Raw genomic sequence first — 23,014 nt, 5'->3', positions numbered from 1 at the left:
AGGGTTTTCTCGACTTGGTCGAACTCTCAGAACCCTCAGCGGTCGCCGTTGGCACCGAGCAGTCGGTGCTCGACGGCATACACCGCCGCCTGCACCCGGCTGCTCAAGCCCAGCTTCTTCAACACGTTCTGCACATGGATCTTCACCGTGCTCTCGGCCAGGTCGAGCGTGCGGGCGATCACCTTGTTGCTCTCGCCGCGCGCCAGACAGGCGATGATCTCCTTCTCGCGCGGCGTCAGCTTGTCCAGGTCCGAGGCGGCCGGCTGCGACTGTCCGCCGCCGTGCAACTGGGCCACCAGCTTGGCCGTCATCGCCTCGGCCACCACGGTCTCGCCGGCGGCGGCGCGGCGGATGGCGCGGATCAAATACTCGGTGTCGATGTTCTTCAACAGGTAGCCCGAGGCGCCCGCCTTCAAGGCCACCGACAGGCCCTGCGCGTCCTCCGACACGGTCAGCATGACGATCGAGCTGTCCGGGCAGTCCTGCAGCATCAGCTGCAGCGTCTCCACGCCGGACATGCCGGGCATGTTCAGGTCGAGCAGGATCACCTGCGGTTGCAGCTGCTGGGCGCGTTTGATGCCCTCGACGCCGTCCGAGGCCTCGCCGACCACGGCGAACTCCGGATTGCGCTGCAACAGCGAGCGTATGCCGCTGCGGAACAGCGTGTGGTCGTCCACCAGCAGCACGGTGATCGGCTTGTTGTCTTCTACTTCCATGGATACCCTAACTGAAAAACGGTTACGCCGCGCGGCGCTGCGCGCGCGACAAGTGCAAACTGACGGTGGTGCCGGCGCCCGGCACCGAGGTCACCTTGAGCTGCGCCTCGATTCTTTGCGCCCGCTCGCGCATGATGTGGATGCCGACATGGCTCTCGCCCACGCTGGCCAGCGCCGCCGTGTCGAAGCCCTGGCCGTTGTCGCGGATGGTCAGCTGGAAGTCGTGGCGGTCGCGCAGGCGCACCTCGACCCGCGTCGCGCTGGCGTGCTTGCGCACGTTCGACAGCGCCTCCTGCACGATGAACAGCAACTGCAACTGCTGCTCGCGGGGGAAAGGCGCGCCGTCGCTGTCGGCCTGCAGGTCGACCTCGATGCCGGTCTGCCGCTCGAACTTCTCGATGGTGGTCTTGAGCGAGCTGACCAGGTTGCCCTCCTGCAGACGGGTGCGGAAATTGTGCAGCAGCTCGCGCACGTCCTGGTAGCTCTCCTCGACGCCGGCGCGCAGCGCCGGCACGATGTCGGCCACCTCGTCGAGCTGGCGCTTGTCGAGCGACTGCTCCAGCATCTGCACCTGCAGGTTGAGATAGTTCAGGCCCTGGGCGATGCTGTCGTGCAGGCCCTGGGCGACCAGGTTGCGCTCCTCGGAGATGGCCATCTCGCGCTCGCGCGCGGCCAGGCGCTGGTTCTCGATGGCGGTGCCGAGCAACTGGCCGAGCGTCTCCAACAGCGCCGTCTCGCGCCCGTTGAAGGTGGTCGGCTTGCGGAAGTGCAGGTTGAAGAAGCCCAGGTGCTGGCGCTGCGCGTAGATGTGGAACACCGACACGGTGGTGAAGCCCTCGCGGTGGCATTGCAGCTTGTGGCCGTCGTCGATGCGGCGCAGGTCGTGCACCACGGCGACGCGCTTGACCACCGCCTCGCCGCACAGGCAGTCACCCACCTTCATGCAGTGCTCGGCCTCGATCAGCGCGTCGGAGATGCCGTGGTGGACCAGCATGTGCACGTTGCCCTGGTTGGGGTCGAGCACGCGCACCGAGCCGCCGTCGGCGTGGAAGTAGTCGCTGATGCGCTGCATGAAGCCCTCGCACATCTCCTTGGCCGCCTGCGGCTGCTGCAGGAAGGCGGCGCTGTCGTACAACAGCGCCAGCTCGCGGTTCTGGTGCTCCAGCGTCGCCGTCTTGGTCTTGACCAGCTGCTCCAGGTTGCCGTACAAGCTCTGCAGCTTGTCGGCCATCAGGTTGAAGCCGCGCGCCAGTTGGCCGAACTCGTCCTGCGTCTCGACCGGCAGGCGCACGCCGAAGTCCTGCTCGCGCATGCGATCCATGCCGGCCTGCAGGCTGGTGACCGGGGTGACGATGAGGTTGAACAGCAAATAGATGATGCACACCGTGCCGACCAGCGCCAAGGCCAGCAGCAACAGCTGCGAGGCGCGCAGCCAGAAGGTGCGCGCCTCGCTGTCCTGCTCGATCAGCTGGACCAGCGCGTTGACCTGGCCGACGAACTGCTCGGCCTGGTATTGGAAGGCCTGGGTGGTTGGCGGCGCGACCGCGTCCTGCTCCAGGATGGCCACGGCCAGCGGCCGCAGGCCGCTCTGCCACTGCCGGGTGACATCGTTGAAGGCGACGCGGATGGCGGCGGCCGGCGGCAGGAACAGCGGCCGCTGCGGGTCGCCCTGGCGCAGCTGCGACAAGGTCGAGTCGACCGCCAGCACCTGGCGCCGCGCCGTGGCGTGCGGCAGGCCGCGCTCGACGCCGTCGGCCAGCGCGTCGAGCGCGATGCTCAGGCGGTAGCTGTTCATGCGCAGGCTGCCGGTCACGTTGATGGCGGCGGCGCTGCCCTCGAGCTGCCAGGACAGGTAGAGGGTCGAGCCGATCACCATCAGCGCGATGGTCAAAAAGCCCAGCAGCATGCCGACTATCTTGGTCGACAACTTCTGCCAGGTGGCGAACGGTGCGGGGGTGGGCATGATCATCGTCACGCGGCGCGGCCGCCGCGCGGCGGGCGCGAAGGCGGGTGGAATTTGTTGGCTTGCATCTGCTGTTCTCCTCTACTGCGTTGGCGCTGGTGCTGAAGCTTGGTGCGCGCTCTAGTATATACCCGCCGCGCCCGCCGGCAACGGCGCGTTGCGCCGCGCCGTGCTAGCCGCCGGTCTGCGACATGAAGCGGATGATCTTGTCGGGCCGCTGGTTGAAGTCGTGCTGCTGCGGCTTGAGCTCGATGGCCTGGCGGATCGCCTGTTCCAGCTCGGCGTCGCTGCAGCCGCCGCGCAGCAGCGGGCGCAGCTCGAACTTCTCCTCCTGGCCGAGGCACAGGTAGAGCGTGCCGTCGACCGCCAGCCGCACCCGGTTGCAGCTGGCGCAGAAGTGCTGCGACAGCGGCGTGATGAAGCCGATGCTGGTCAGGCCGTCGGCGGTGGCCAGGTAGCGCGCCGGCCCGCCGCCCAGCTCGAGCGCCTGCGGACGCAGCTGGAACTTCTCCTTCAAGCGCGCCTGCACCTCGGCCAGGCCCAGGTAGGAGCTGTCCTGCCCGGTGGCGCCGACCGGCATCACCTCGATCAGGCGCAGCACGAACTGGTGGCGGATGCAGAACTCGACCATGTCGTCGATCTCGTCGTCGTTCACGCCGCGCATCGCCACCATGTTGATCTTGATCGGCGCGAAGCCGGCCTCCTTGGCCGCCTTCAGGCCGTCGAGGATCAGCGGCAGGCTGTCGCGCCCGGTGATGCGCGACATGCAGTCGCGGTCCAGCGAGTCCAGGCTGACGTTGATGCGGCTGATGCCGGCCGCCTTCAAGTCCTCGGCGTGGCGGGTCAGCTGGGTGGCGTTGGTCGACAGCGACAGGTCGGCCAGCCCCGGCAGCGCCTTCAGGCGGCCGGCCAGCTGCGGCAGATGGCGCCGCATCAGCGGCTCGCCGCCGGTCAGGCGCACCCGCGAGGTGCCCAGCCGCACGAAGGCGCCGACCACCCGTTCGATCTCGTCGAAGCTCAGCCAGTCCGGCGGGGCCCTCGAAATCCTTGAAATGTTTGGGCATGCAGTAGGTGCAGCGCAAATCGCAGCGGTCCGTCACGGACACGCGCAGGTAGTCGATGGATCGACCAAACCGGTCGCTTAACATCGGGTTGCTCCTGTTCGTCATAGTGGGCAAATTGTAGCGGCCCGGGCCGCTTTTGCCGATGCCCATGACGAGCTAGCCCGCCTAGTCCGTAGTAACTAGGGAGCGGTCGGGCATCCTTGACAGCCGGCCGGTGTATTTCCTCGACAGCGCGCCGATGCGCAGGCTGCTGTTGGCGCCTATCCATTGCCACAGCGCCTCGACCTGGCGCCGGTTGCCTTCGTAGTAATCCTTGCTGAACACCAGCCAGGAACCCGGCGTCAGCAGCGGCTTGTCCAGGCGCACGAAGCGGCCGCCGTAGCGCACCGCCAGCAGGGCGTCCATCTCGTCGGGCGCGCCCAGCGCGATGGCGAAGGCGTCGATCCGGCCCAGCTTGAGCTTCTCGAAGTTCAGCGCCGGGTTGGCGGCGCCGTCGTCGACCGTCAGGCCGAGGCCGCGCAGCAGCTTGATGTGTTGGGCGCCCTGCGACAGGCCGACCACGCGGCCGCGCAACAGCTCGGCCGGCGCGCCGCCGCGCGGCAGGCCGTCGGCGGCGCGCACGAACACCATCGTGTACAGGCGCATGCCGCGCGCCGGGTCGGGCCGTCCCGCCCGGTCGAGCGGATACACCACGTTCGGGCGGGCGCCGACCACCTCCGGCGCGTAGGTCAGCATGGCGTCGATGGTGCCGGCGTCCAGGCTGGCCAGCAGGCGGCCGGTGGGCAGGCGTTGCAGGCTGAGCGGGCAGCCCGCCTTGGCGGCCGCCTCGCGCATCAGCTCGACGGCGGCGCCGGGCGGCTCGGCCACCTCGGCGCCCGCCCCCACGTAATACGGCAGCACCTCCTTGTCGGTGTAGGCGAAACGCAGCGGCGCGCAGTCGGCGACGGCGCGGCCGGCCAGCAAAGCGAGCATCAGGGCGAAGAAAAATTGGCACATGGGTGGCGCGTCATCCAAAAATGCGGCGAACCGGCTAGCCACCGCAGTGGACAAAGTATAGCGCGCAATTGATTGCCGTGCAGAAAGCACAATGCTCAGTCGCGATACTTCTTCAGCAAGGCCGTCATGCGCGACTGGCCGTGCTTGCCGTACCAGCGCCAGATCGCCTCGGCCTGGCCGCGGTTGGCCGCGTAGTAGGCCTGGTTCAAGGCCAGGTAGGAGCTGCTGGTGAGCAAGGGTTTGTCCAGCCGGACGAACTGGCGGCCGTAGCGGGCCGCCATCATCGGGTCCATGTCGTCCATCGACGAGATCGAGATGGCGAAGGCGTCGATGCGGCCCAGCTTGAGCTTTTCGAAATTCAGTTCGGGATTGGCGGCGCCGTCGTCGACCTCGACACCGAGGCCGCGCACCGCCGCGATGTGCGGCGCACCCTGCGACAGGCCGACCGTGCGGCCGCGCAGCAAGGCGGCCGGCTCGCCGTGGCGCGGGTAGTGGTCGCCGGCGCGCACGAACACCACGGTGTAGAGGGGGATGCCACGGCTGGGGTCGATCTTGCCGGACTTGTCGCGTGGATACACCGTGTTCGGCACCGTGCCGATGATGTCCGGCGCGAACAGCGAGGTGGCGTCTATCCTGCCCTCCTCCAGGCTGGCGCGCAGCCGCGCCGGCGGCATCCGCACCATGACGATGGGACAGCCGCCGCCGTTGACCGATTCGCGCGTCAGCTCGGCCAGCGCGCCGGGCGGCTTGCCCTCCTCCGCCCCGCTACCCAGGTAGTAGGGCGCGACGGCCTTGTCGGTATAGCCGTAGCGCAGCGGCGCGCAGGCGCCGGCGGCTTGGCCGGCCAGCAGGGCCAGCAAGGGTAGGAAAACGAGGTGGGACAGGCGCATCGACAGCATTCAACAAAAATGGTTGTCCGCCGAGCGGCCGGGTCGGCCAGTCGAACGTGACAACCATCTTAGTGCAATGTAACATTTTATGTAACTACTAACGGAATCCAGCCTTAGGCGGGGACGGTGGCATGTTGCCTAACAGCCACATCACTCCCCTCCCCGTGCGCCGGCGGCCCCGCTTTACTGCACCAGCGGCGAGTCGGCGCCGTCCAGCGAGATGCCCTCGATATTTGCCTTACCGACAAGAATATGCAGGTATTGATGCAAAGCGCGCTGCCAGGACTGGCGTTGCAGCTCGTCGGCGATCTGCGCCTTGACCGCCTCGAAGGGCAACACCGTGCCCTCGATGCGGCGCTGCGCCTGCACGATGTGCAAACCGAAGCGTGTTTCCAGCAGGCGGCCGGCCAGCTCGCCCGGTTGCAGGCGGAACAGCAGCTGCTCGAACTCGGCGACGCATTGGCCCCGGCTCAGCTGGCCCAGGTTGCCGCCGACGGCGCCCGACGGGCAGTTGGAATACTCGCGCGCCAGCTCCTCGAAACGCTCCGGATGGGCTTGCAGCTCCGCCAGGATCAGCTCGCCGGTTTCGCGCAGCAGGTCGAGCGGTGCGGACTGCGTCACCTGGAACAGGATGTGGCGCGCCTCGACCATGGCGCCGCTGCTGAAGCGTTCCAGCTGGCTCTGGTAATAGCGGCGGCAGGCCGCCTCGTCCGCCTCGGGCACCCGCACTTCGCGGGCGAACAAGGCTTCGATACGCACGTCGTCGCTGTCCTCGTTGCCTTGGTCCAGGCCCAGCCGTTCCACCTCCTGCAGCAGCAGGTGGCGCAGCACCACCTCGTGCACGGCCTGCTTGACGGGATTGGCCGCGTCTTTATGGTGCGGCAACTCCAGCTCGATTTCCTCGTCGGTGATCTCGACACCGTTGACAGCGATACCCATGACAAATCTCCTTCAGTTCAGATCAGCGCGAACGCACCAGTTGGAATGCGCGGCCCAGGTAGGTGACGGCGCCGAAGCCGCTCCACACGTGCACCAGACGGGTGAACGGGAAGATGACGAACAGCGACATGCCCATGAACAGGTGCAGCTTGAACACCAGCGGCGCGGTTTCGATGAAGCCGGCGGCGTCGCCACGGAAGGTGACCACGTGTTGCGCCCAGTTCATCAGCAGGACCATCATGTGGCCGTCCATGTGGCCGGCCGAGCTGACGATCGACGACAAGCCCAACAGCAAGGTGGCCAGGATCCACAGCAGCACGATCTTGTCCTTGAAGGTGGTGACGGCGCGGATGCGGTCGTTGCTGAAACGGCGTGCCAGCAACATCAGCAGACCGATCAGGGCCAGCGAGCCCATCACGCCACCGGCGACCATCGCCACCAGTTGCTTGGTGCCGTGTTCGATGCCCAGCGCGTCCCACACGCCGACCGGGGTCAGCAGGCCGGCGGCGTGGCCGAAGAACAGGCCCAGCACGCCGACGTGGAACAGCGGGCTGCCCAGGCGCAACATGCCGGTGTGCAGCGTCTGGCTCGATTCGGACTTCCACGTGTATTGCTCGCGGTCGAAGCGGATCAGGCTACCCAGCAGGAAGATGGCCAGGGCGATGTAGGGATAGATCCCGAACAGAAATTGATGCAGATAGTCCACGATAGTCTCCTTCAAGCACGCTGCGGCGCTACCGCAGCCTTGGGATAAAAGTTGATCGGATGCGCGCCGCCCGGCATGGTCTTGAGCAGCGGCTCGACGCCGTCGGCGCCGGGGCCGAAGGTTTCCAGCGCCTCGTCCATGTCGCGCACCGGCGGCTCCTCCAACACCTCGGCCTTGACCGGGCAGACCGCCTCGAGGATGTCGAACACCGCCGAGTAGGTGCTGCCGTTGGCGGCCAGCTTGCGGCCGATGTGGGCCAGCACGTGGATGGCGTCGCCCAACAGGCGCAACGCCTCCTCCTCGTCCTGCATCGAGAGGAACTCGAGGAACAGCGGCACGTAGTCGGGCAGGTCGTTGCCGACCATGTCCATGCCGTGGGCGCGATACTCGGCCAGCAGGTCGACCATGGCCTGGCCGCGGTCGCGCGATTCACCGTGGATGTGCTCGAACAGATGCAGCGACTGCGACGGATTGCGGTCGAAGGTCATCACATACTGTTGTTGCAAATCGATCAAAGTTTCACTGTTCAGGTGGGCGAACAGCTTGCGCAGCCGCGCCTGCCACTCGGGCCGCTCGGCCAGCGCCAGCTCCAGCTCGGGCAGCGCGGCGATCAGCTCCGGCTCCGGGTACTGCAACAGCGCGGACAAAATTTTGTAGCTTTTCATGATGGTTCCTTGGTGGTCAAGTCGAAGTTGCGCAAATCAAACGTGTTACTACACGTCCAACGCTTCCTTCTTCTTGCGCGACTTCGGCATCGACATGAAGATCGCCGAACCATGCTTGCGCTTGCCGAACAGGCTGGTGTCCGAGACGCCGTCCGAGCAACCGTTGCCGAAGCTAAAGCCGCAACTGCCCTTCTCGTTGAAGCTGTCCTCGGCCATTTCCTTGTGGCTGCTTGGAATGACGAAGCGGTCCTCGTAGTTGGCGATGGCCATGATGTGGTACATGTCCTCGACCATGTCCTTGCTCAGACCGACCTGTTGCAGCACGTCCAGGCGCTCGATCTTCTCGACGCTCTTGCCGCGCATATAGGCACGCATCGCCAGCATGCGGTCCAGCGCCTTGATCACCGGCGCCTGGTCGCCCGCCGTCAGCAGGTTGGCCAGGTATTGCACCGGAATGCGCAGGCTCTGGGTGTCCGGCAGAATGCCGTTCATGCCCATCTGGCCCGACTCGGCGGCCGCCTGGATGGGCGACAGCGGCGGGATGTACCACACCATCGGCAGCGTGCGGTATTCCGGGTGCAGCGGGAAGGCCACCTTCCATTCGACCGCCATCTTGTACACCGGCGAACGCTTGGCCGACTCCAGCCAGCTGTCCGGGATGCCCTGGCGACGGGCCTCTTCGATGATGGCCGGATCGTGCGGGTCGAGGAACAGACCGAGCTGCGAGGGATACAGGTCGCGCTCGTCGGCCACCGAGGCCGCCGCTTCGATCTTGTCGGCGTCGTACAGCAGCACACCCAGGTAGCGGATGCGGCCGACGCAGGTTTCCGAGCACACCGTCGGCTGGCCCGCTTCGATACGCGGGTAGCAGAAGGTGCACTTCTCGGCCTTGCCGGAAGACCAGTTGTAGTAGATCTTCTTGTACGGGCAACCGGAGATGCACATGCGCCAACCGCGGCACTTGTCCTGGTCGATCAGCACGATGCCGTCGTCCTCGCGCTTGTACACCGAGCCGGACGGGCACGAGGCCACGCAGGTCGGGTTCAAGCAGTGTTCGCACAGACGCGGCAGGTACATCATGAAGGTGTTCTCGAAGGTGCCGTACATCTCCTTCTGCATATTGTCGAACAGCTTGTCCTGGCTACGCTTGGCGAACTCGCCGCCCAGATCGTCCTCCCAGTTCGGACCCCATTCGATCTTGTCCATCTTCTTGCCGGTGATCACGGAGATCGGCCGCGCCGTCGGTGGCGTTTCCGACAACGGCGCGTTCTGCAGGCGCTCGTAGTCGTAGGTGAACGGCTCGTAGTACTCGTCGATCTGCGGCAGGTTCGGGTTGGCGAAGATGTTGGCGAGGATTTTCAAACGGCTGCCCTGGCGCGGCTCGATCTTGCCGCCGGCCGTGCGGCGCCAGCCGCCGTTCCACTTCTCCTGGTTTTCCCACTGCTTCGGATAGCCGATGCCGGGCTTGGTTTCGACGTTGTTGAACCAGGCGTACTCGACGCCGTCGCGGCTGGTCCAGACGTTCTTGCAGGTGACCGAACAGGTATGGCAGCCGATGCACTTGTCCAGGTTCAACACCATGCCGATTTGCGCTCTAATTTTCATGCTGTACTCCAATCTTGACTGTTAGGCCTTGGCCACCAAGGGCCTTCCAGCCACTCGACTTTGTTCATCTTGCGCACCAGCACAAACTCATCGCGGTTCGAGCCGACCGTGCCGTAGTAGTTGAAGCCCCACGACAGTTGCGCATAGCCGCCGATCATGTGGGTCGGCTTGGTCACAGCCCGGGTTACCGAGTTGTGGATACCGCCGCGCATGCCGGACATCTCCGCGCCAGGCACGTTGATGATCTTCTCCTGGGCGTGGTACATCAAGGTCATGCCTTCCGGTACGCGCTGGCTGACGATGGCCCGTGCGGTCAGCGTGCCGTTGACGTTGAACACCTCGATCCAGTCGTTGTCGACGATGCCGGCCGCCTTGGCGTCGGTCTCCGACAGCCACACGTGGGGGCCGCCGCGCGACAGGGTCAACATGCGCAGATTGTCCGAGTAGGTCGAGTGGATACCCCACTTCTGGTGCGGCGTGATGAAGTTGAGCGCGATCTCCTTGTTGCCGTTCGGTTGGGCGCCCAGCATGGCCGCCGTCGTCTTGGTGTTGATTGCCGGCTTGTAGACGCACAGCCCCTCGCCAAAATCACGCATCCAGCGGTGATCCTGGTAGAACTGCTGACGGCCGGTCAGGGTGCGCCAAGGGATCAGTTCATGCACGTTGGTGTAGCAGGCGTTGTAGCTGACCTCTTCCGATTCCAGGCCCGACCAGGTCGGCGAGGAAATAATCTTGCGCGGCTGGGCTTGCACGTCGCGGAAGCGGATGGTGTCGTGCTCGCGTGGCAGGGCCAGGTGGGTGTGGTCGCGGCCGGTGATTTCCGACAGCGCCGCCCAGGCCTTGACGGCGACGTGGCCGTTGGTTTCCGGTGCCAGCGACAGGATCATCTCCGCCGCGTCGATCGCCGTGTTCAGGCGTGGCTGGCCCTTGGAGATGCCCTCCTCGATCACCGTGCGGTTGACGCCGCGCAGCACTTCAACCTCGTGGCCGGTTTTCCAGCCGATGCCCTTGCCGCCGTTGCCGAGTTTTTCCAGCAAAGGACCGATCGAGGTGAATTTCTTGTGGATCTGCGTGTAGTCGCGCTCGATCACGGTGAAGTTCGGCATGGTCTTGCCCGGAATCGGCTCGCACTCGCCGGCGCGCCAGTCTTTCGGATCGAAAGGTTGGCCCAGTTCGCCCGGGGTGTCGTGCATCAACGGGGTCAGGACCACGTCTTTTTGCGTGCCCAGGTAGGCGCCGCCGATTTCGCTGAACTTCTCGGCGATACCCTTGTAGATCTCCCAGTCCGACTTGGACTGCCACAGCGGTTGCACGGCTTCCGACAGCGGGTGGATGAAGGGGTGCATGTCCGAGGTGTTCAGATCGTCCTTCTCGTACCAGGTGGCGGTCGGCAACACGATGTCGCCGTACAGGCAGGTGGTCGACATGCGGAAGTCCAGCACCACCAGCAGGTCCAGCTTGCCTTCGGCGGCCGGACGCACCTTGACGTCGCGCGGCTTGATGCAATCGTCCTCGTTGCTCATCAGCGCGTTTTGCGTGCCGAGCAGATACTTGAGGAAGTACTCGTGGCCCTTGCCCGAGCTGCCCAGGATGTTCGAACGCCAGACAAACATATTGCGCGGGAAGTTGGCCGGATTGTCCGGATCGTCGCAGGAGAACTCCAGCTTGCCCGCCTTGATCTGTTGCACGGCGTAGGCGCCGATGTCCTGGCCCGATTCGGCGGCGGCGCGCGCCACCTCCAGCGGATTGGTTTGCAGCTGCGGTGCCGACGGCAACCAGCCCATGCGTTCGGCCTTGGCGTTGTAGTCGAGCAGCGTCATCGGCGCGACGTCCGGGCCGGCGGTCGGCGAGGAGATCTCTTCGGTGTGCAGCTTCTCGTGGCGCCACTGGCTGGTGTGGGCGTAGAAGAAGGAGGTGCCGTTCATCTGGCGCATCGGACGGTTCCAGTCCTGCGCGAAGGCCAGCGGGGTCCAACCGGTTTGCGGACGCAGTTTTTCCTGGCCCACATAGTGAGCCCAGCCGCCGCCCGATTGGCCGACGCAACCGCACATCATCAGCATGTTGATGATGCCGCGATAGGTCATGTCCATGTGGTACCAGTGGTTCAGCGCGGCGCCGACGATGACCATGCTCTTACCACGGGTCTGGTCGGCGTTCTGCGCGAACTGGCGGGCCACGGTGATCACGTCGGCGGCTTTCACGCCGGTGTGCTTGACCTGCCATTGTGGCGTGTAAGGAATGTCGTCCTCGTAGCTGGTGGCGACGTTGCCGCCGCCCAGGCCACGGTCGATGCCGTAGTTGGCCAGCGTCAAGTCGAACACCGTGGCGACCAGCACGCTGCTGCCGTCGGCCAGGGTCAAACGCTTGACCGGCACGTTGCGCATCAACAGGTCGCTGGCGTCTTTGCCGCCGAAGTAGGCGAAGCCGACCGGCACCACCTCGTCGCTGCAACCGATCAGCGACAACAGCGGATCGACCGGCTTGTTGTTGCTGCCCTGCTTCATTTCCAGGTTCCACTTGCCCGACTCGCCCCAACGGAAGCCGATCGAACCGGCCGGCGCGACGATCTCGCCGCTGGCTTCGTCGATGACCAGGGTTTTCCAGTCAGGATTGTTGGTTTCGTCGAGGTTGTTGGCCAGGTGGGAGGCGCGCAGGAAGTATTCCGGCGCCAGCGTGCCGTTCTGCTCGCGCAGCAGGACCAGCATGGGGAAGTCGGTGTACTGCTTGGCGTAGTCCTTGAAGTACTGGGACTGGCTGTTGGTGTGGTATTCCTTCAGGATCACGTGGCCCATGGCCATCGCCAGCGCGGCGTCGGTGCCCTGCTTCGGTGCCAGCCAGATATCGCCGAACTTGGCCATTTCGCCGAAGTCGGACGACACGGCGACCGTCTTGGTGCCCTTGTAGCGCACTTCCGTGTAGAAGTGGGCGTCCGGCGTGCGCGTCATCGGCACGTTGGAACCCCAGACCATCAGGAAGGTGGAGTTGTACCAGTCGGCCGATTCCGGCACGTCGGTCTGTTCGCCCCACACCTGCGGGCTGGCTGGCGGCAAATCGCAGTACCAGTCGTAGAAGCTCAGGGCCACGCCGCCGATCAGCGACAGGTAGCGCGTACCGGCCGCGTAGCTGACCATCGACATGGCGGGAATCGGCGAGAAGCCGACGATGCGGTCCGGGCCGTATTTCTTGATCGTCAGCGCGTTGGCGGCGGCGATCATCTCGTTGCTCTCGTCCCAGGTGGCGCGTACAAAACCGCCCAGGCCGCGAATCGATTTATATTGTTGCGAACGTTCCGGCTGGCTGATGTATTCCCAGGCGGTGACCGGGTCCATGGTCTTGCGCGCTTCGCGCCACATGTCCATCAGACGGCCACGGATCATCGGGTACTTGACGCGCTGCGCCGAGTAGACGTACCAGGAATAGCTGGCGCCACGAGGGCAGCCGCGCGGCTCGTGGTTGGGCAGGTCCGGGCGGGTGCGCGGATAATCGGTCTGCTGGGTTTCCCAGGTGATCAGGCCGTTCTTGACATATACCTTCCAGCTGCACGAACCCGTGCAGTTGACGCCGTGGGTGGACCGCACGATTTTGTCGTGCTGCCAACGTTGGCGGTAAGCGTTTTCCCACGTTCTATCCTCGTTCACGACGGCGCCGTGGCCGTCCGAAAAAGTCGATGTGGTTTTGCTGAAAAAATTCAGACGATCCAGAAAATGACTCATGCTGCCTCCTCACTTGCACCGTACTGGTACCAGGAAATGAACACCTCCCCACGCAACATGCATGGGGCCGTCGATGGAAGAAGTCTACGCAGCGGGGGGGTTAGTGTGAATCGGCAAGAAGTCTTGCGGGGGGTGGGAAAAGGACTAGAACTGGCTAGTCCCTTGTGACTAGTTGCGTCGATTAATGCGATGTAGGGGAAGACTGGCGCGATGTAGGGGAATAGTGCGATTGCGCCAACACCTGCTGGTAGTTGAGCAGGCCGCCGCCACTGGCGCGGCCGCAATCGTCGGCCTGATCGCGGTCGGCGTAGGCGGCGATTTGTGGCTCGCCGCCGTTCTGGTCGGCGTGCAAAATGTAGTGGGCCCGCCCGGCGGCGACCCAGCGGCCGGGGATGCCGGCGTCGCGCATCAGCTGGGCACGGATGCTGCCCGGCTGGCCCGGCGAGGCCAGGGTGGCGAACATTTGCGCCAGGCTGCGGTGCGGCACCGGCAGGCCGCTGTCATATTGGATCTTGCCGCTGGCGGCCGTATCGTCTTGCTGGTCATTGGCGGCGGAGCCTGCCGCCACGTCGGCCGGGTCGACGGCATCGGAATCGGTCAGGGCGGCGCTTGCGCCGGCGACGCCGACCTCCGCGTTGCGCCGCCCGGTCAGCAAGGTTGGCATTTGAACACCGTCGTTCCGCCTGGCGGCCTGGTCCTGCGCCTCGGCCTGTGTCGACGTGCAGGAGGCGGTGGGCGCGCCGGCGCCCGCGACGTCGGCGGCGACCGGCTCGGCCGGCAGCATCGACGTGCCGTGCAAGGCCAGCACCAAGGCGCCCGCCACCGTGGCCAATTGCAAGGCCGTGCTGATGCCGCTGTTGTATTCGAAATTCATTGCCGCTCTCCTCAATTAATGGTCGGCGCAGACACCGCTTCCATCCCATGCATTGTCGCGACGACGGCGCGACGGCGACATGACCCAGGTCAAGGTATTTCCAAACGGCATCGTGCCGGAAGGACGAGCCGGCGCCAGGTCTAAACGCGGTGGAACTAGTCACTTCCGCCTATAGGCAGGCATGCGGCGGCGGGTTATACATGCGGGTGGGGAACGCGCCACCTGCCGTTCCAATGCCGGGCCGCGCCGTTGCTGCCCGTGCGACACTATTATTTTTAGGATAGACACATGAACATCGCCAACTTCTCCGACCTGCTGGTCGCCGCCGCCACCCAGTCCCAGCCGCAGCGCTTGCTGTTCGTTTTCACCAAGGCCGAGGCCGAACCGGCCTCCGAGGCGCCGCAGGGCGCGCCGCGCCGCAAGACGCTGGTGCCGGTGGTCTGCGTCGACAAGCAGGTCGGCGAGCTGGACATCTTTGCCAATCTGGTGGCGGAGTCCAAATACATGAAGGTGGATTGGGATGTGGTGCTGGTGACCAGCCTGTCCGGCGTCGGTGGTGTGCTGCCGGATGACAACGCGGTGGAGAACGCGTTCAAGACCGCGATTCAGGCGATTCAGGATGGGCAGTTGGGGCGGTTTTTGGCGTTTGATGTGGACGGCGAGTTGTTGCAATTCGCATAGCGTTCGAGGCCGCATTTGTGGAGAAGTAGTTCCAAACAAATGTACACTTATGCTACTCTTAATTCTAAAAAATTTTCATTCCGCAAGAAGGCAATGAGGCGCCAATGATATCCAACATTTACAAATCTGAGTTTTTGCGAGCAGCGAATGAATGGATATGCGAGTCCTATTCTGCAACATTGCAATACATCATACTAAAGAGTGATGAAGGCGAAAGTTGGTTAGCAGCAGCTGTAATAGCAGTGAATCCTCTTGAAAGTGACAATAGCTTAAGCTTCTCAATTAATGCAGAAAACATTTCCGCAGGACAAATTCAATTAAATAATTTTTCGAAAAGCGACATTCTTGCAATCATCGCAGATGCTTCGATAGGAAAACTCTTTATCGACGATAAATATATAGAACTCAGCATGGAAAAAGATCTTGGCTTCCACTCTGAAATGTATCATGAAAACCGTTGGTTTTGCGATCTCCATCTTCAAATAATTGGACCTCGCCCGACTTTTCAAATAAATATAGATTTCACTAAGATTGACAATCAACTGCGGGCGAGCACTCCTCCATTCGATGGGCTTTCCGATTTGGGAAACTGGTTAAGTTTAACGATTCCTCGCAACGCCAGTTTTCAGCCATCAATTAATTTGAGAATTGCCCCTCCTGTAGATATAATGACGGCGCAATCAAGTCTAGAAAACGATGAGTTGCGACTGGTTGTTCATGCACATCCAAGTTTTGATATTAATAAGGTTGCAATTGCTGTGCGTGCTGTTCCAGGTCAAGCTCTAACAGGAAGGCGCCAAGCCGCTAGTGAACTAATTTGGGGGCCAAAGGAGCAAAATCCACGACGAGGTGTGGCATGCATCAAAATTGCACACGCTGACAACGCACTAGCAATCCTGATGTTAGGGCAGGATACGGTTAGACGTAACTGGTTCATTGATCCATACAAAGCAAGAAACAGCCGGTTATTGGCTACAGGACTATTCGACAACGATTTACGTCGACTAAAAAAGGCTATTTTTGAAACTTCTGACTCACGAGAATTTGAAAAAGGAATTGGCTCGCTTTCCTTCCTTCTGGGATTGACTCCAGCTTTGCAGGTAGAAAGTGACGCTCCGGATCTAATTATTACAACACCAAATGGAAGAATTGCACTTGTTGAATGCACTTTGCGAATTGCAGATTTTCAAACAAAACTGGGAAAATTAGTTGATAGATCTCGTGCTTTATCTAAATTTTTAGCATCAAGCAACCACAATGCAAGGGTGTACTCTATATTAATTTGCGCTTTACCAAAAGACCAAATAACTTTCGATTATTTAGAGTTGCAAGCGCGAAAAGTTACATTAATTACAAAGGAAGATCTGCTAAATGCATTTGAAAAAATGCGTTTTCCCATCGAGCCTGACTCGTTCTTTGATACTATTGACGCGATATTCTTGGAAAGTATGAAATTTCCGGGGGGGCTAGGCTAGGCAGTGGAAGGCGGGGCAAACCGAGTGGATCAATTCATCGAAAAAACGAATAATCAGGCATCGGCTGAAAGTTTTGCGCGTGTTTGCCGACCAATTGAGTCCGCATCCAACCGTTGATCTGGCGAAAGTCCAAGTGTTGATCTGTATCGAAATTGATGTGCTTTCAATCGGCATAGGGGGCGGCCCAAACGGGCCGCTCCCCTGCCACACCACCCGGCATGCGGGTCCGCACCGGGCGGTTCGAGTCGTTGAGGTTAAGACAGGCGAGGTACGCCGAGGCGGTCGAAGTAGGCAATCGTGAGCACGCTGTTAAGCAATTTCGCACTGTTGCACCACCATCTGCGGCTATTGCCTGCGATGGTTCTCGCCACCGATCCCGACGCTCCAAGGTTGAGCAGTTCCCGATACATGGTTGTTCCGCGTTTCCAGTGCTTGAGCTGGATCGCCCGCAGCCTGTGACGCAGCCACTCATCAAGTTCCCGCCAGACCTTTGGGGTTTGCGCCAAGCCGAAGTACCCCTTCCATCCCAGCATGTAGGAACGCAGCCTTTCCACCACTTCCGGCATACCGCGCCCACAGGAACGGCGGGTCAGTTGCCGAATGCGTTGCTTAAACGTTGCCAGCGGCTTGTTGGCCACCTTACGTTTGACCTCGCCCCCACGCGCCGCCCACAGACTGTAACCGAGGAACTTGCGGCCGAAGACGCTGGCCACCGCGCTCTTGCCTTCGTTGACCACGAGGTGCAACTTGGCGTAGCAGCGCCGCAGCAACGCCATCACCCGCTCGCCCGCCCGCACGCTGCGCACATACACGTTCGCATCGTCGGCGTAGCGCGCGAAGCGATGGCCGCGCCGTTCCAGTTCCTTGTCCACCTCGTCGAGCATCACGTTGGCGAGCAGCGGACTCAAGGGGCCGCCCTGCGGCGTTCCCTCGTCCCGCGACCGCACCACGCCATGGTCCATGATGCCGCTGTTCAGATAGGCACGAACCAGCCGGGTCACCCCGGCGTCGTCGATGCGTTTCCTTAGGCGGTCGATCAGGATGTCATGGTTGACCTTGTCGAAGAACTTCGACAGGTCGACGTCGACCACGACCCGCAGCCCGGACTGGACATACGCTTGGGCGGCCAACACCGCGTCCTGCGCGCGCCTGCCCGGGCGGAAGCCGTAGCTGTGTTCGCTGAAGGTGGGATCAAGTATCGGTTGCAGCACCTGTAGCAGTGCTTGCTGGATCAGGCGATCCGTCACCGTCGGGATGCCGAGCTCGCGCTCGCCGCCGTCGGGCTTGGGGATCGTCACCCGACGCACCGGGCTGGGCCGGTACGTCCCTGCCAGTAGTTGCTCTCGAATGGACGGCCACGCGGTCGCCAGAAGGCGCGAGGTCTGGTTGATGTCCAGACCATCGACGCCCGCCGCTCCCTTGTTGGCACGCACACGCTTGAGCGCCCGCCGCAGGTTCTCTGTCGTCAGCGCCGCTTGCAGCAGCGCCGACCCCGTGTCTCCGGTGGCATGTCGCGGGCAGAACGCTTCGTCGCTGAAGGCATCGGGCATGGCTTCACCTTGCCCTACGGCCTCCCGCCCCGCTCGCGCGGGCATCTGACGCTGTGCTTTCTGCATCGACATATCGGATTCACTCCTACTCGTTCGGTCCTTCATCAAAGGGGTCGAGCCTTCCCGGCGCTACCTCCGACTACTATGACCTCTGCTGAGACCCCGCTCCGATTCTCGCGTTCCGTTTGCCACTGGCAAACGTCACCCCTTTCAGGCACGAGGCGGGGCGTCCCCAGGTAAGGGCCGCACTCCTTCATCACACAACCGCCGCATTTACGCCGCTTCTCCTTGACCACAAGACCTTCGCGGTTCCATGCCCACTCGGCCTGATCGGCAGCGCCTTCTATACGGTTCTTGTCCATCGGCTCATGATTTATGCTCCACGCTTCCTTTCCACACTCGGTTACCCTCATGCAGTTGCGCTTCACTTCGCTCGCTGTGGTCAGCTTGCGGCGGGACTTGCACCCACAGGAGTGCGCCCATGCTGGGCGCACAAAGGATAAAAAGCCACATATAGTGGCTTTCTTATTTGAACTTAAAAAATCAACGCATTGTGTATTAGATGATGACTGGAGTAAGTTTCAGTAAGTATATTTGATAACGCAAGTGTAAATTCTCGGCCCTTCTTCTGAAGATCGACAAATTCAGCGGTATGACTGGTCTTCTCAAGAGTAACCAAGTTTAACGATTTTCTTATATCCGCGTCAGAAATTTTCGATAAGAAATTATCGTAAAGTTCCAATGCTTTCGCAGCCTCTTCCCCGCATACAGAAGAAATTCTATCAATTGGGCTCAAGCCAAATAGCTCAACTAATTTTTTAAGTTTTTCCTGATGTGGTAAGCCAGCAGTTTCAGCAACGGCAATCAATCCGCTGAAATAAAGTAACTGCCTAGAGTAACGCAATTTTATGTACCGCAGCCCCCATTCCTTGTTCTTTTCAACTGTTTTGAACTCGAAATCAACACAAATCGTTCTATAGTACCGAATGATATCATTCAACAAAAACCTACACAAATGGTGAGGCTCAATAAATTCTGAAACGTATCGATTCAATACTGCGTCACGATATTTTACAAACGTAGACTCAGAACTCAACCAAGTACCTTCAAGTAAAAAAAGAATTCGCCGCGTTATCTTCTCATTTGTATCATTGCCACCTCCAATATCAGTAATAAGCGCAGCCTGCGTTTCAAATGCAGAGCTACCAAATGCGCCATCAGCTGAAGGAGATTTACCAACTATTTTAGAAATCTCATCTTGCTTGGAGTTCAAAAACTTGGTCGCCTTTTCGATACTATTTTTATCATCACCAAAGAAAAAATAATCAATATCGGATTCATCAGACGCCTCGCCCCTAGCAAGGGAGCCGCCTACCACGATGGTGAATGTCGAATCTTCATTTTCTAATATTTTACGAAGCTCATTTATTTTCTCTTGCGATCTTATTTTTGCAGCTTCTATGCATTTCATATGTTTACGTTTCGAAAAATGATGGTTGAATGTGATTTTCTTCTTTTTTTGCTGGCGGATCTAGCAAAACGGATCTTTTGCTTTTTACTATCTTGTAACGCGTCGATAATGCATCATAGCACGGAACATCTACGCTATCGTCAACCTCAAAGTTCCTCACCTTAATATCAACTAATGTCGGCTGAATTTTGTCAGAAAAATCAGCCGGATACTTAGAGAGAAAATGCTTTTCAGTTAAATAAAAGTCATCTGGGACCAACTTTTTATCGGACTCCCAAACACGTACTCTAGCCCAGTAATCTGCGGCCACCCCCTCTTTGCTATAAATCATCAATGAATAGAAAGAGTTCTTCTCATTCCAAAACCTATCGACAACGGAGCCAGATGAGAAGTTGCCAGCAATAAAGGCATCTAACACTTCTACCGGATTAAAAAACTGTTTTCTAACATAACTTCCACCCCGCCAAATCGCTTCAATCGTATCAACATTAATTGGCGATGAAAAAATTCTTCCGAACTTCGATTTATCTTCACCCGACATAAGATTTATCAAAAAATCTATGTCCAACGAGTTTTTTAATAGTTCCTCGTAAAGGTTCCTTCCTAAGGCGATTTTTCCTTGCAATATTTTTTCGGTGGCAATGTGGTGATTTAGGCCAAACTTCTCAGCAAATAAAGGTTCTATAGAGTGAGAAAGTGGAGCGTGGCCAATATCATGCAAGAGGGCTGCGACAACAACTCTAATTCGCTCGGCTTGCGAAAATTCCATCGTCAACGCGTAGCGCTGCGCTAATAATGCGACACCAATACTATGATTGAATCGATTGTGCCGAAGGCCGGAATGTTTTTTTGTTCTTTCTACTGCTCCCAAAAATGAAATACCTTTTAATCTTTGGAAAGCATCTGTCACACAGATCGCCGGAATTATGTCATCGACAAACATGTCAACAACATCTTCCAATGTGTATCTAAATTTTAGGTTTTCGTGCATTTGAGCCATCTTATCATTCATGCATATCAATGTTGCCTGTGGAGCACTATTTCTCTGATGTGCGGTGTCTTGAGTAGGATACACCAAATTCCCGTTGGGCTTGCAGTCCTGCTTTTGTCGAGATCTCCCAGTGGCGTTGTTGCATAAATTTAGGTTCTATGCCGTTTCCAGTGGAAATTGACATCGGGTATCATGCCGGGCAACGCCATTTTGTGAGTGCAAAAGTTCCTGATGAGTATCGCCGTCGAAGCCCTGTTCACCACCGCGCTGGGTCTGCAAGCGCCGTGGGTTGTTGCCAAAGTTGACCTTGATACGGCCAAGCGCCGGATCGATTTCGAGGTGTCGTGCGAGGCGGGCAAGCTGCCGTGTCCGGCCTGCGGCATGAGCGGGCAAGGCATCCACGACCGAGTCAAACGCAGTTGGAGGCATTTGGATTTCTTCCAGTTCGAAGCCTGGCTGCACGCCCAGGTGCCGCGCGTCGATTGCAGCGCCTGCGGCAAGACGACGCAGGCCGAGGTGCCGTGGGCGCGGCCGGGCAGCGGCTTCACCCTGCTGTTCGAGGCGCTGGCCCTGTCGCTGTGCCAGACCCTGCCGGTGGCCCAGGCGGCGGCCCAGTTGAGAGTGGCCTCGAAGCGGCTGTGGCGCCGCATCGAGCACTATGTGGGCATTGCGCGGAGCCGCGACGTCATGACAGGTGTGCGCGTGGTCGGCATCGACGAGACCAGCCTCAAGAAGGGGCACAACTACGTCACCGTGGTGCACGACCTCGAGGCCCGACGGCTGCTGTTCATGACACCGGGACGCGACCACGAAACGGTGGCCGCCTTCAAGCGGGAGTTGGTGGCGCACGGCGGCGTGGCCGACGAGATCAAGCATGTCTGCATGGACATGAGCGCGGCCTATGCCAAGGGTGTGGCCGCCAGCCTGCCGAACGCCCAGATCAGCTACGACCGCTTCCACGTGGTCGCCCTGGCCAACAACGCCATGGACGAGGTGCGGCGCGAGGAAATGCGCACCCAGCCCAAGGCCGTGCGCGCCGCGCTGGGCGAAGACCGCAAGGCGGTCAAGGCAATGCTGTGGGCCATGCGCAAAAATCCCGTCGGCTGGACCTACCAGCAGATCAATTCGATGCATTTGCTACAACGCTCCAATTTGAAAAGCGCTCGCGCCTAGCGTATGAAGCAGGCCCTGCGCGAGGTCTATCGCGGCGCCGTGGCCGCCAACTGCGCCGCCAAGGCGGAGCAGGACTTGTTGGGCTGGATATCCTGGGCGCGCCGCTGCCGCCTGGAGCCGTTCAAACGTCTGGCCAACACACACAAGGAGCGCCTGCCCGGCGTGGTGCGCGGCATGCTCGACGGCCGCAGCAACGCCTATGTCGAGGCGATGAACGGCTTGCTCCAGCAGACCAAGCGGGCCGCGCGCGGCTTCCGTACCGTCACCAACTTCATCGCCATCGCCTATTTACGCATGGCCAAACTCAAACACCTGCCGGCCAATCCGCTGTGCGCTGCCGTGCCGCGCGAGTTTGGCGTTACGCGGCATGCCGCCTGAAGTCAAATTCCACACGAAACGGCATAGAGCCTAAATTTAGCCGTGGCAAGTGCTAACGTTTACGCGCAACAGTCGGTGCCGCAGGACCGCTAGCGTTCGACGAACTTACTTAGATTCTGGTCTTTTGCCTGAAACGATGCGCAAGGACGAACAACAGCGGCAAGAACCCAAGGGCAAATACCGCGACAAGAACTGGCACGCCTACAACGTCGGACTAATCGCGCAAGGTGACGTGAGGATCTGGATGGAGCGGGACTTGTGGCAACGGGACGTCGAAGGAGGCGCCGCCAAACGCGGCCGGCCACGCCTTTACACCGACGCGGTCGTCCAGATGCTGCTCGAACTCAAACAGGTGTTTCGCCTGCCGCTGCGCGCGTTGCATGGTTTCTAGGGGAGCATGGACAAGCTAGCCTTCGGGGATCTGCCGGTGCCCAACTACACGACGCTGTGTCGCTGCGCCAGGGAGCTCGACGTCGTGCTGCCGTGCTTGCGCAGCGGCGAGCCGCTGAATCTGGTGGTCGACAGCACCGCCCTGAAGGTGTTTGGCGAGGGCGAATGGAAGGCGCGCAAGCACGGCTATTCCAAACGGCGGACCTGGCGCAAGGTGCATCTGGCGCCGGACGCGAACACCGGCCAAATTTGCGCGGCACTGATGACGCAACAGGACGTCGGCAATGCCGTAGTGCTGCCCGATCTGCTCGACCAGATCCCGGCCGGCACGCCGATCTGCATCGTCGGCGGCGACGGCGCCTACAACACCCGGCAATGCCACGCGATGATCGCCCTGTGCGAAGCCGCACCGTCGATCCCGCCACGCGATAGCGCGGCGCCTTGGCTGCAATGAATCCCGGGGGCGGCTTGGCGCGACGACGCGCTCGGCGCCATCGGCCGTAGCAGCCGGCGGGAGTGGAAGATATCGAGAAACTATTACCGGCGCTCGCTGGCCGAGACGTTGATGTGCCGCTTGAAGGCGCTCACGGGCAGGAGTTCGGCGGCGCGCACGATTGGCGCCCAAGCCACCGAAGTGGTCACCCGTGCGCGCGTGCTCAATCGCGTGGCGGCGCTGGCTCGCCCTCAGTCCGTCCGTATCGCGTGAATTCATGGGGAAAGGAGAAAGTCCCAGTCAGATCCAATTTATGCAACAACGCCAGCACAAGTAGTGGT

The 23,014-nt window shown here is 60.8% G+C and carries 15 protein-coding genes and 3 pseudogenes; 4 read left to right on the top strand and 14 right to left on the bottom strand.

All coding sequences use genetic code 11. The features are described 5' to 3' along the window. Positions 1–35: 35 nt before the first annotated feature. From QC826_RS12135 to QC826_RS12085, 11 genes and pseudogenes are all read right to left on the bottom strand, one after another. Positions 36–716 (bottom strand): response regulator, encoded by a 681-nt coding sequence (locus QC826_RS12135; RefSeq protein ID WP_279765846.1) that lies wholly within the window; start codon positions 714–716, stop codon positions 36–38. A gap of 22 nt (positions 717–738) precedes the next feature. Further along, positions 739–2,679 carry a type IV pili methyl-accepting chemotaxis transducer N-terminal domain-containing protein gene (locus QC826_RS12130; protein ID WP_279765845.1) on the bottom strand — a complete coding sequence of 647 codons (1,941 nt, stop codon included), beginning with the start codon at positions 2,677–2,679 and terminating at the stop codon, positions 739–741. Between the two features lie 172 nt (positions 2,680–2,851). Continuing rightward, positions 2,852–3,827: pseudogene (gene moaA, locus QC826_RS12125) on the bottom strand (GTP 3',8-cyclase MoaA). 81 nt (positions 3,828–3,908) lie between these two features. After that, the gene (locus tag QC826_RS12120) at positions 3,909–4,739 is read right to left on the bottom strand and encodes a substrate-binding periplasmic protein (protein ID WP_279765844.1); all 831 of its coding nucleotides are present in this window, start codon (positions 4,737–4,739) and stop codon (positions 3,909–3,911) included. 95 nt (positions 4,740–4,834) lie between these two features. Further along, positions 4,835–5,629, bottom strand: a complete 795-nt coding sequence (locus QC826_RS12115) for a substrate-binding periplasmic protein (protein WP_279765843.1) — start codon at positions 5,627–5,629, stop codon at positions 4,835–4,837. Between the two features lie 183 nt (positions 5,630–5,812). Then, positions 5,813–6,568 (bottom strand): peptidylprolyl isomerase, encoded by a 756-nt coding sequence (locus tag QC826_RS12110; RefSeq protein WP_279765842.1) that lies wholly within the window; start codon positions 6,566–6,568, stop codon positions 5,813–5,815. A gap of 22 nt (positions 6,569–6,590) precedes the next feature. Beyond that, positions 6,591–7,274, bottom strand: a complete 684-nt coding sequence (narI, locus tag QC826_RS12105; protein ID WP_279765841.1) for a respiratory nitrate reductase subunit gamma — start codon at positions 7,272–7,274, stop codon at positions 6,591–6,593. Positions 7,275–7,285: 11 nt separating this feature from the next. Then, positions 7,286–7,939: a nitrate reductase molybdenum cofactor assembly chaperone gene (gene narJ, locus QC826_RS12100; protein ID WP_093390365.1), complete on the bottom strand. Its 654-nt coding sequence runs from the start codon at positions 7,937–7,939 to the stop codon at positions 7,286–7,288. 48 nt (positions 7,940–7,987) lie between these two features. Continuing rightward, on the bottom strand, positions 7,988–9,544 hold the full coding sequence (narH, locus tag QC826_RS12095; protein ID WP_093390426.1) for a nitrate reductase subunit beta: 1,557 nt from the start codon (positions 9,542–9,544) through the stop codon (positions 7,988–7,990). Then, positions 9,541–13,257 carry a nitrate reductase subunit alpha gene (locus QC826_RS12090; RefSeq protein ID WP_279765840.1) on the bottom strand — a complete coding sequence of 1,239 codons (3,717 nt, stop codon included), beginning with the start codon at positions 13,255–13,257 and terminating at the stop codon, positions 9,541–9,543. Before QC826_RS12090 ends, narH begins: the two co-directional genes overlap by 4 nt. 181 nt (positions 13,258–13,438) lie before the next feature. After that, on the bottom strand, positions 13,439–14,131 hold the full coding sequence (locus QC826_RS12085; protein WP_279765839.1) for a nitrous oxide reductase accessory protein NosL: 693 nt from the start codon (positions 14,129–14,131) through the stop codon (positions 13,439–13,441). A gap of 288 nt (positions 14,132–14,419) precedes the next feature. Here QC826_RS12085 and QC826_RS12080 point away from each other — a divergent pair, with 288 nt between their 5' ends. Together QC826_RS12080 and QC826_RS12075 are read left to right on the top strand one after the other, a co-directional pair. Continuing rightward, a complete protein-coding gene (locus QC826_RS12080; protein ID WP_279765837.1) occupies positions 14,420–14,812 on the top strand; it encodes a hypothetical protein in 393 nt (130 codons plus the stop codon). Positions 14,813–14,916: 104 nt separating this feature from the next. Next, complete coding sequence (locus QC826_RS12075; RefSeq protein ID WP_279765835.1) at positions 14,917–16,287, top strand: hypothetical protein; 1,371 nt, start codon at positions 14,917–14,919, stop codon at positions 16,285–16,287. Between the two features lie 254 nt (positions 16,288–16,541). On the opposite strand, the gene ltrA is transcribed toward QC826_RS12075, so the two are convergent. The 3 genes from ltrA to QC826_RS12060 all read right to left on the bottom strand — a co-directional run bounded on the left by ltrA (position 16,542) and on the right by QC826_RS12060 (position 20,308). Continuing rightward, on the bottom strand, positions 16,542–17,909 hold the full coding sequence (ltrA, locus tag QC826_RS12070; RefSeq protein WP_279765468.1) for a group II intron reverse transcriptase/maturase: 1,368 nt from the start codon (positions 17,907–17,909) through the stop codon (positions 16,542–16,544). A 463-nt stretch (positions 17,910–18,372) separates the two neighbouring features. Next, a complete protein-coding gene (locus QC826_RS12065; protein ID WP_279765833.1) occupies positions 18,373–19,308 on the bottom strand; it encodes a nucleotidyltransferase domain-containing protein in 936 nt (311 codons plus the stop codon). Between the two features lie 4 nt (positions 19,309–19,312). Beyond that, positions 19,313–20,308 carry an HD domain-containing protein gene (locus QC826_RS12060; protein WP_279765832.1) on the bottom strand — a complete coding sequence of 332 codons (996 nt, stop codon included), beginning with the start codon at positions 20,306–20,308 and terminating at the stop codon, positions 19,313–19,315. Between the two features lie 222 nt (positions 20,309–20,530). Here QC826_RS12060 and QC826_RS12055 point away from each other — a divergent pair. Further along, positions 20,531–21,850, top strand: a pseudogene (locus tag QC826_RS12055) (ISL3 family transposase). A gap of 136 nt (positions 21,851–21,986) precedes the next feature. After that, positions 21,987–22,946: pseudogene (locus tag QC826_RS12050) on the top strand (IS5 family transposase). Positions 22,947–23,014 lie beyond the last annotated feature (68 nt).

The sequence above is a fragment of the Rugamonas sp. DEMB1 genome, from assembly GCF_029834475.1.
GTDB lineage: Bacteria > Pseudomonadota > Gammaproteobacteria > Burkholderiales > Burkholderiaceae_D > Rugamonas > Rugamonas rubra.
Note: the sequence above shows the minus strand (reverse complement) of the source record. Positions and strands in the feature narration are given on the sequence as shown.

Excerpts from the sequence above, each read along its gene's own strand:
- narJ (WP_093390365.1), bottom strand. The coding sequence starts at position 7,939 with ATGAAAAGCTACAAAATTTTGTCCGCGCTGTTGCAGTACCCGGAGCCG.
- QC826_RS12080 (WP_279765837.1), top strand. The coding sequence starts at position 14,420 with ATGAACATCGCCAACTTCTCCGACCTGCTGGTCGCCGCCGCCACCCAG.
- QC826_RS12085 (WP_279765839.1), bottom strand. The coding sequence starts at position 14,131 with ATGAATTTCGAATACAACAGCGGCATCAGCACGGCCTTGCAATTGGCC.
- QC826_RS12065 (WP_279765833.1), bottom strand. The coding sequence starts at position 19,308 with ATGAAATGCATAGAAGCTGCAAAAATAAGATCGCAAGAGAAAATAAAT.
- narH (WP_093390426.1), bottom strand. The coding sequence starts at position 9,544 with ATGAAAATTAGAGCGCAAATCGGCATGGTGTTGAACCTGGACAAGTGC.
- QC826_RS12130 (WP_279765845.1), bottom strand. The coding sequence starts at position 2,679 with ATGCCCACCCCCGCACCGTTCGCCACCTGGCAGAAGTTGTCGACCAAG.
- QC826_RS12090 (WP_279765840.1), bottom strand. The coding sequence starts at position 13,257 with ATGAGTCATTTTCTGGATCGTCTGAATTTTTTCAGCAAAACCACATCG.
- QC826_RS12060 (WP_279765832.1), bottom strand. The coding sequence starts at position 20,308 with ATGGCTCAAATGCACGAAAACCTAAAATTTAGATACACATTGGAAGAT.
- QC826_RS12120 (WP_279765844.1), bottom strand. The coding sequence starts at position 4,739 with ATGTGCCAATTTTTCTTCGCCCTGATGCTCGCTTTGCTGGCCGGCCGC.
- QC826_RS12135 (WP_279765846.1), bottom strand. The coding sequence starts at position 716 with ATGGAAGTAGAAGACAACAAGCCGATCACCGTGCTGCTGGTGGACGAC.
- QC826_RS12075 (WP_279765835.1), top strand. The coding sequence starts at position 14,917 with ATGATATCCAACATTTACAAATCTGAGTTTTTGCGAGCAGCGAATGAA.
- QC826_RS12115 (WP_279765843.1), bottom strand. The coding sequence starts at position 5,629 with ATGCGCCTGTCCCACCTCGTTTTCCTACCCTTGCTGGCCCTGCTGGCC.
- ltrA (WP_279765468.1), bottom strand. The coding sequence starts at position 17,909 with ATGTCGATGCAGAAAGCACAGCGTCAGATGCCCGCGCGAGCGGGGCGG.
- QC826_RS12110 (WP_279765842.1), bottom strand. The coding sequence starts at position 6,568 with ATGGGTATCGCTGTCAACGGTGTCGAGATCACCGACGAGGAAATCGAG.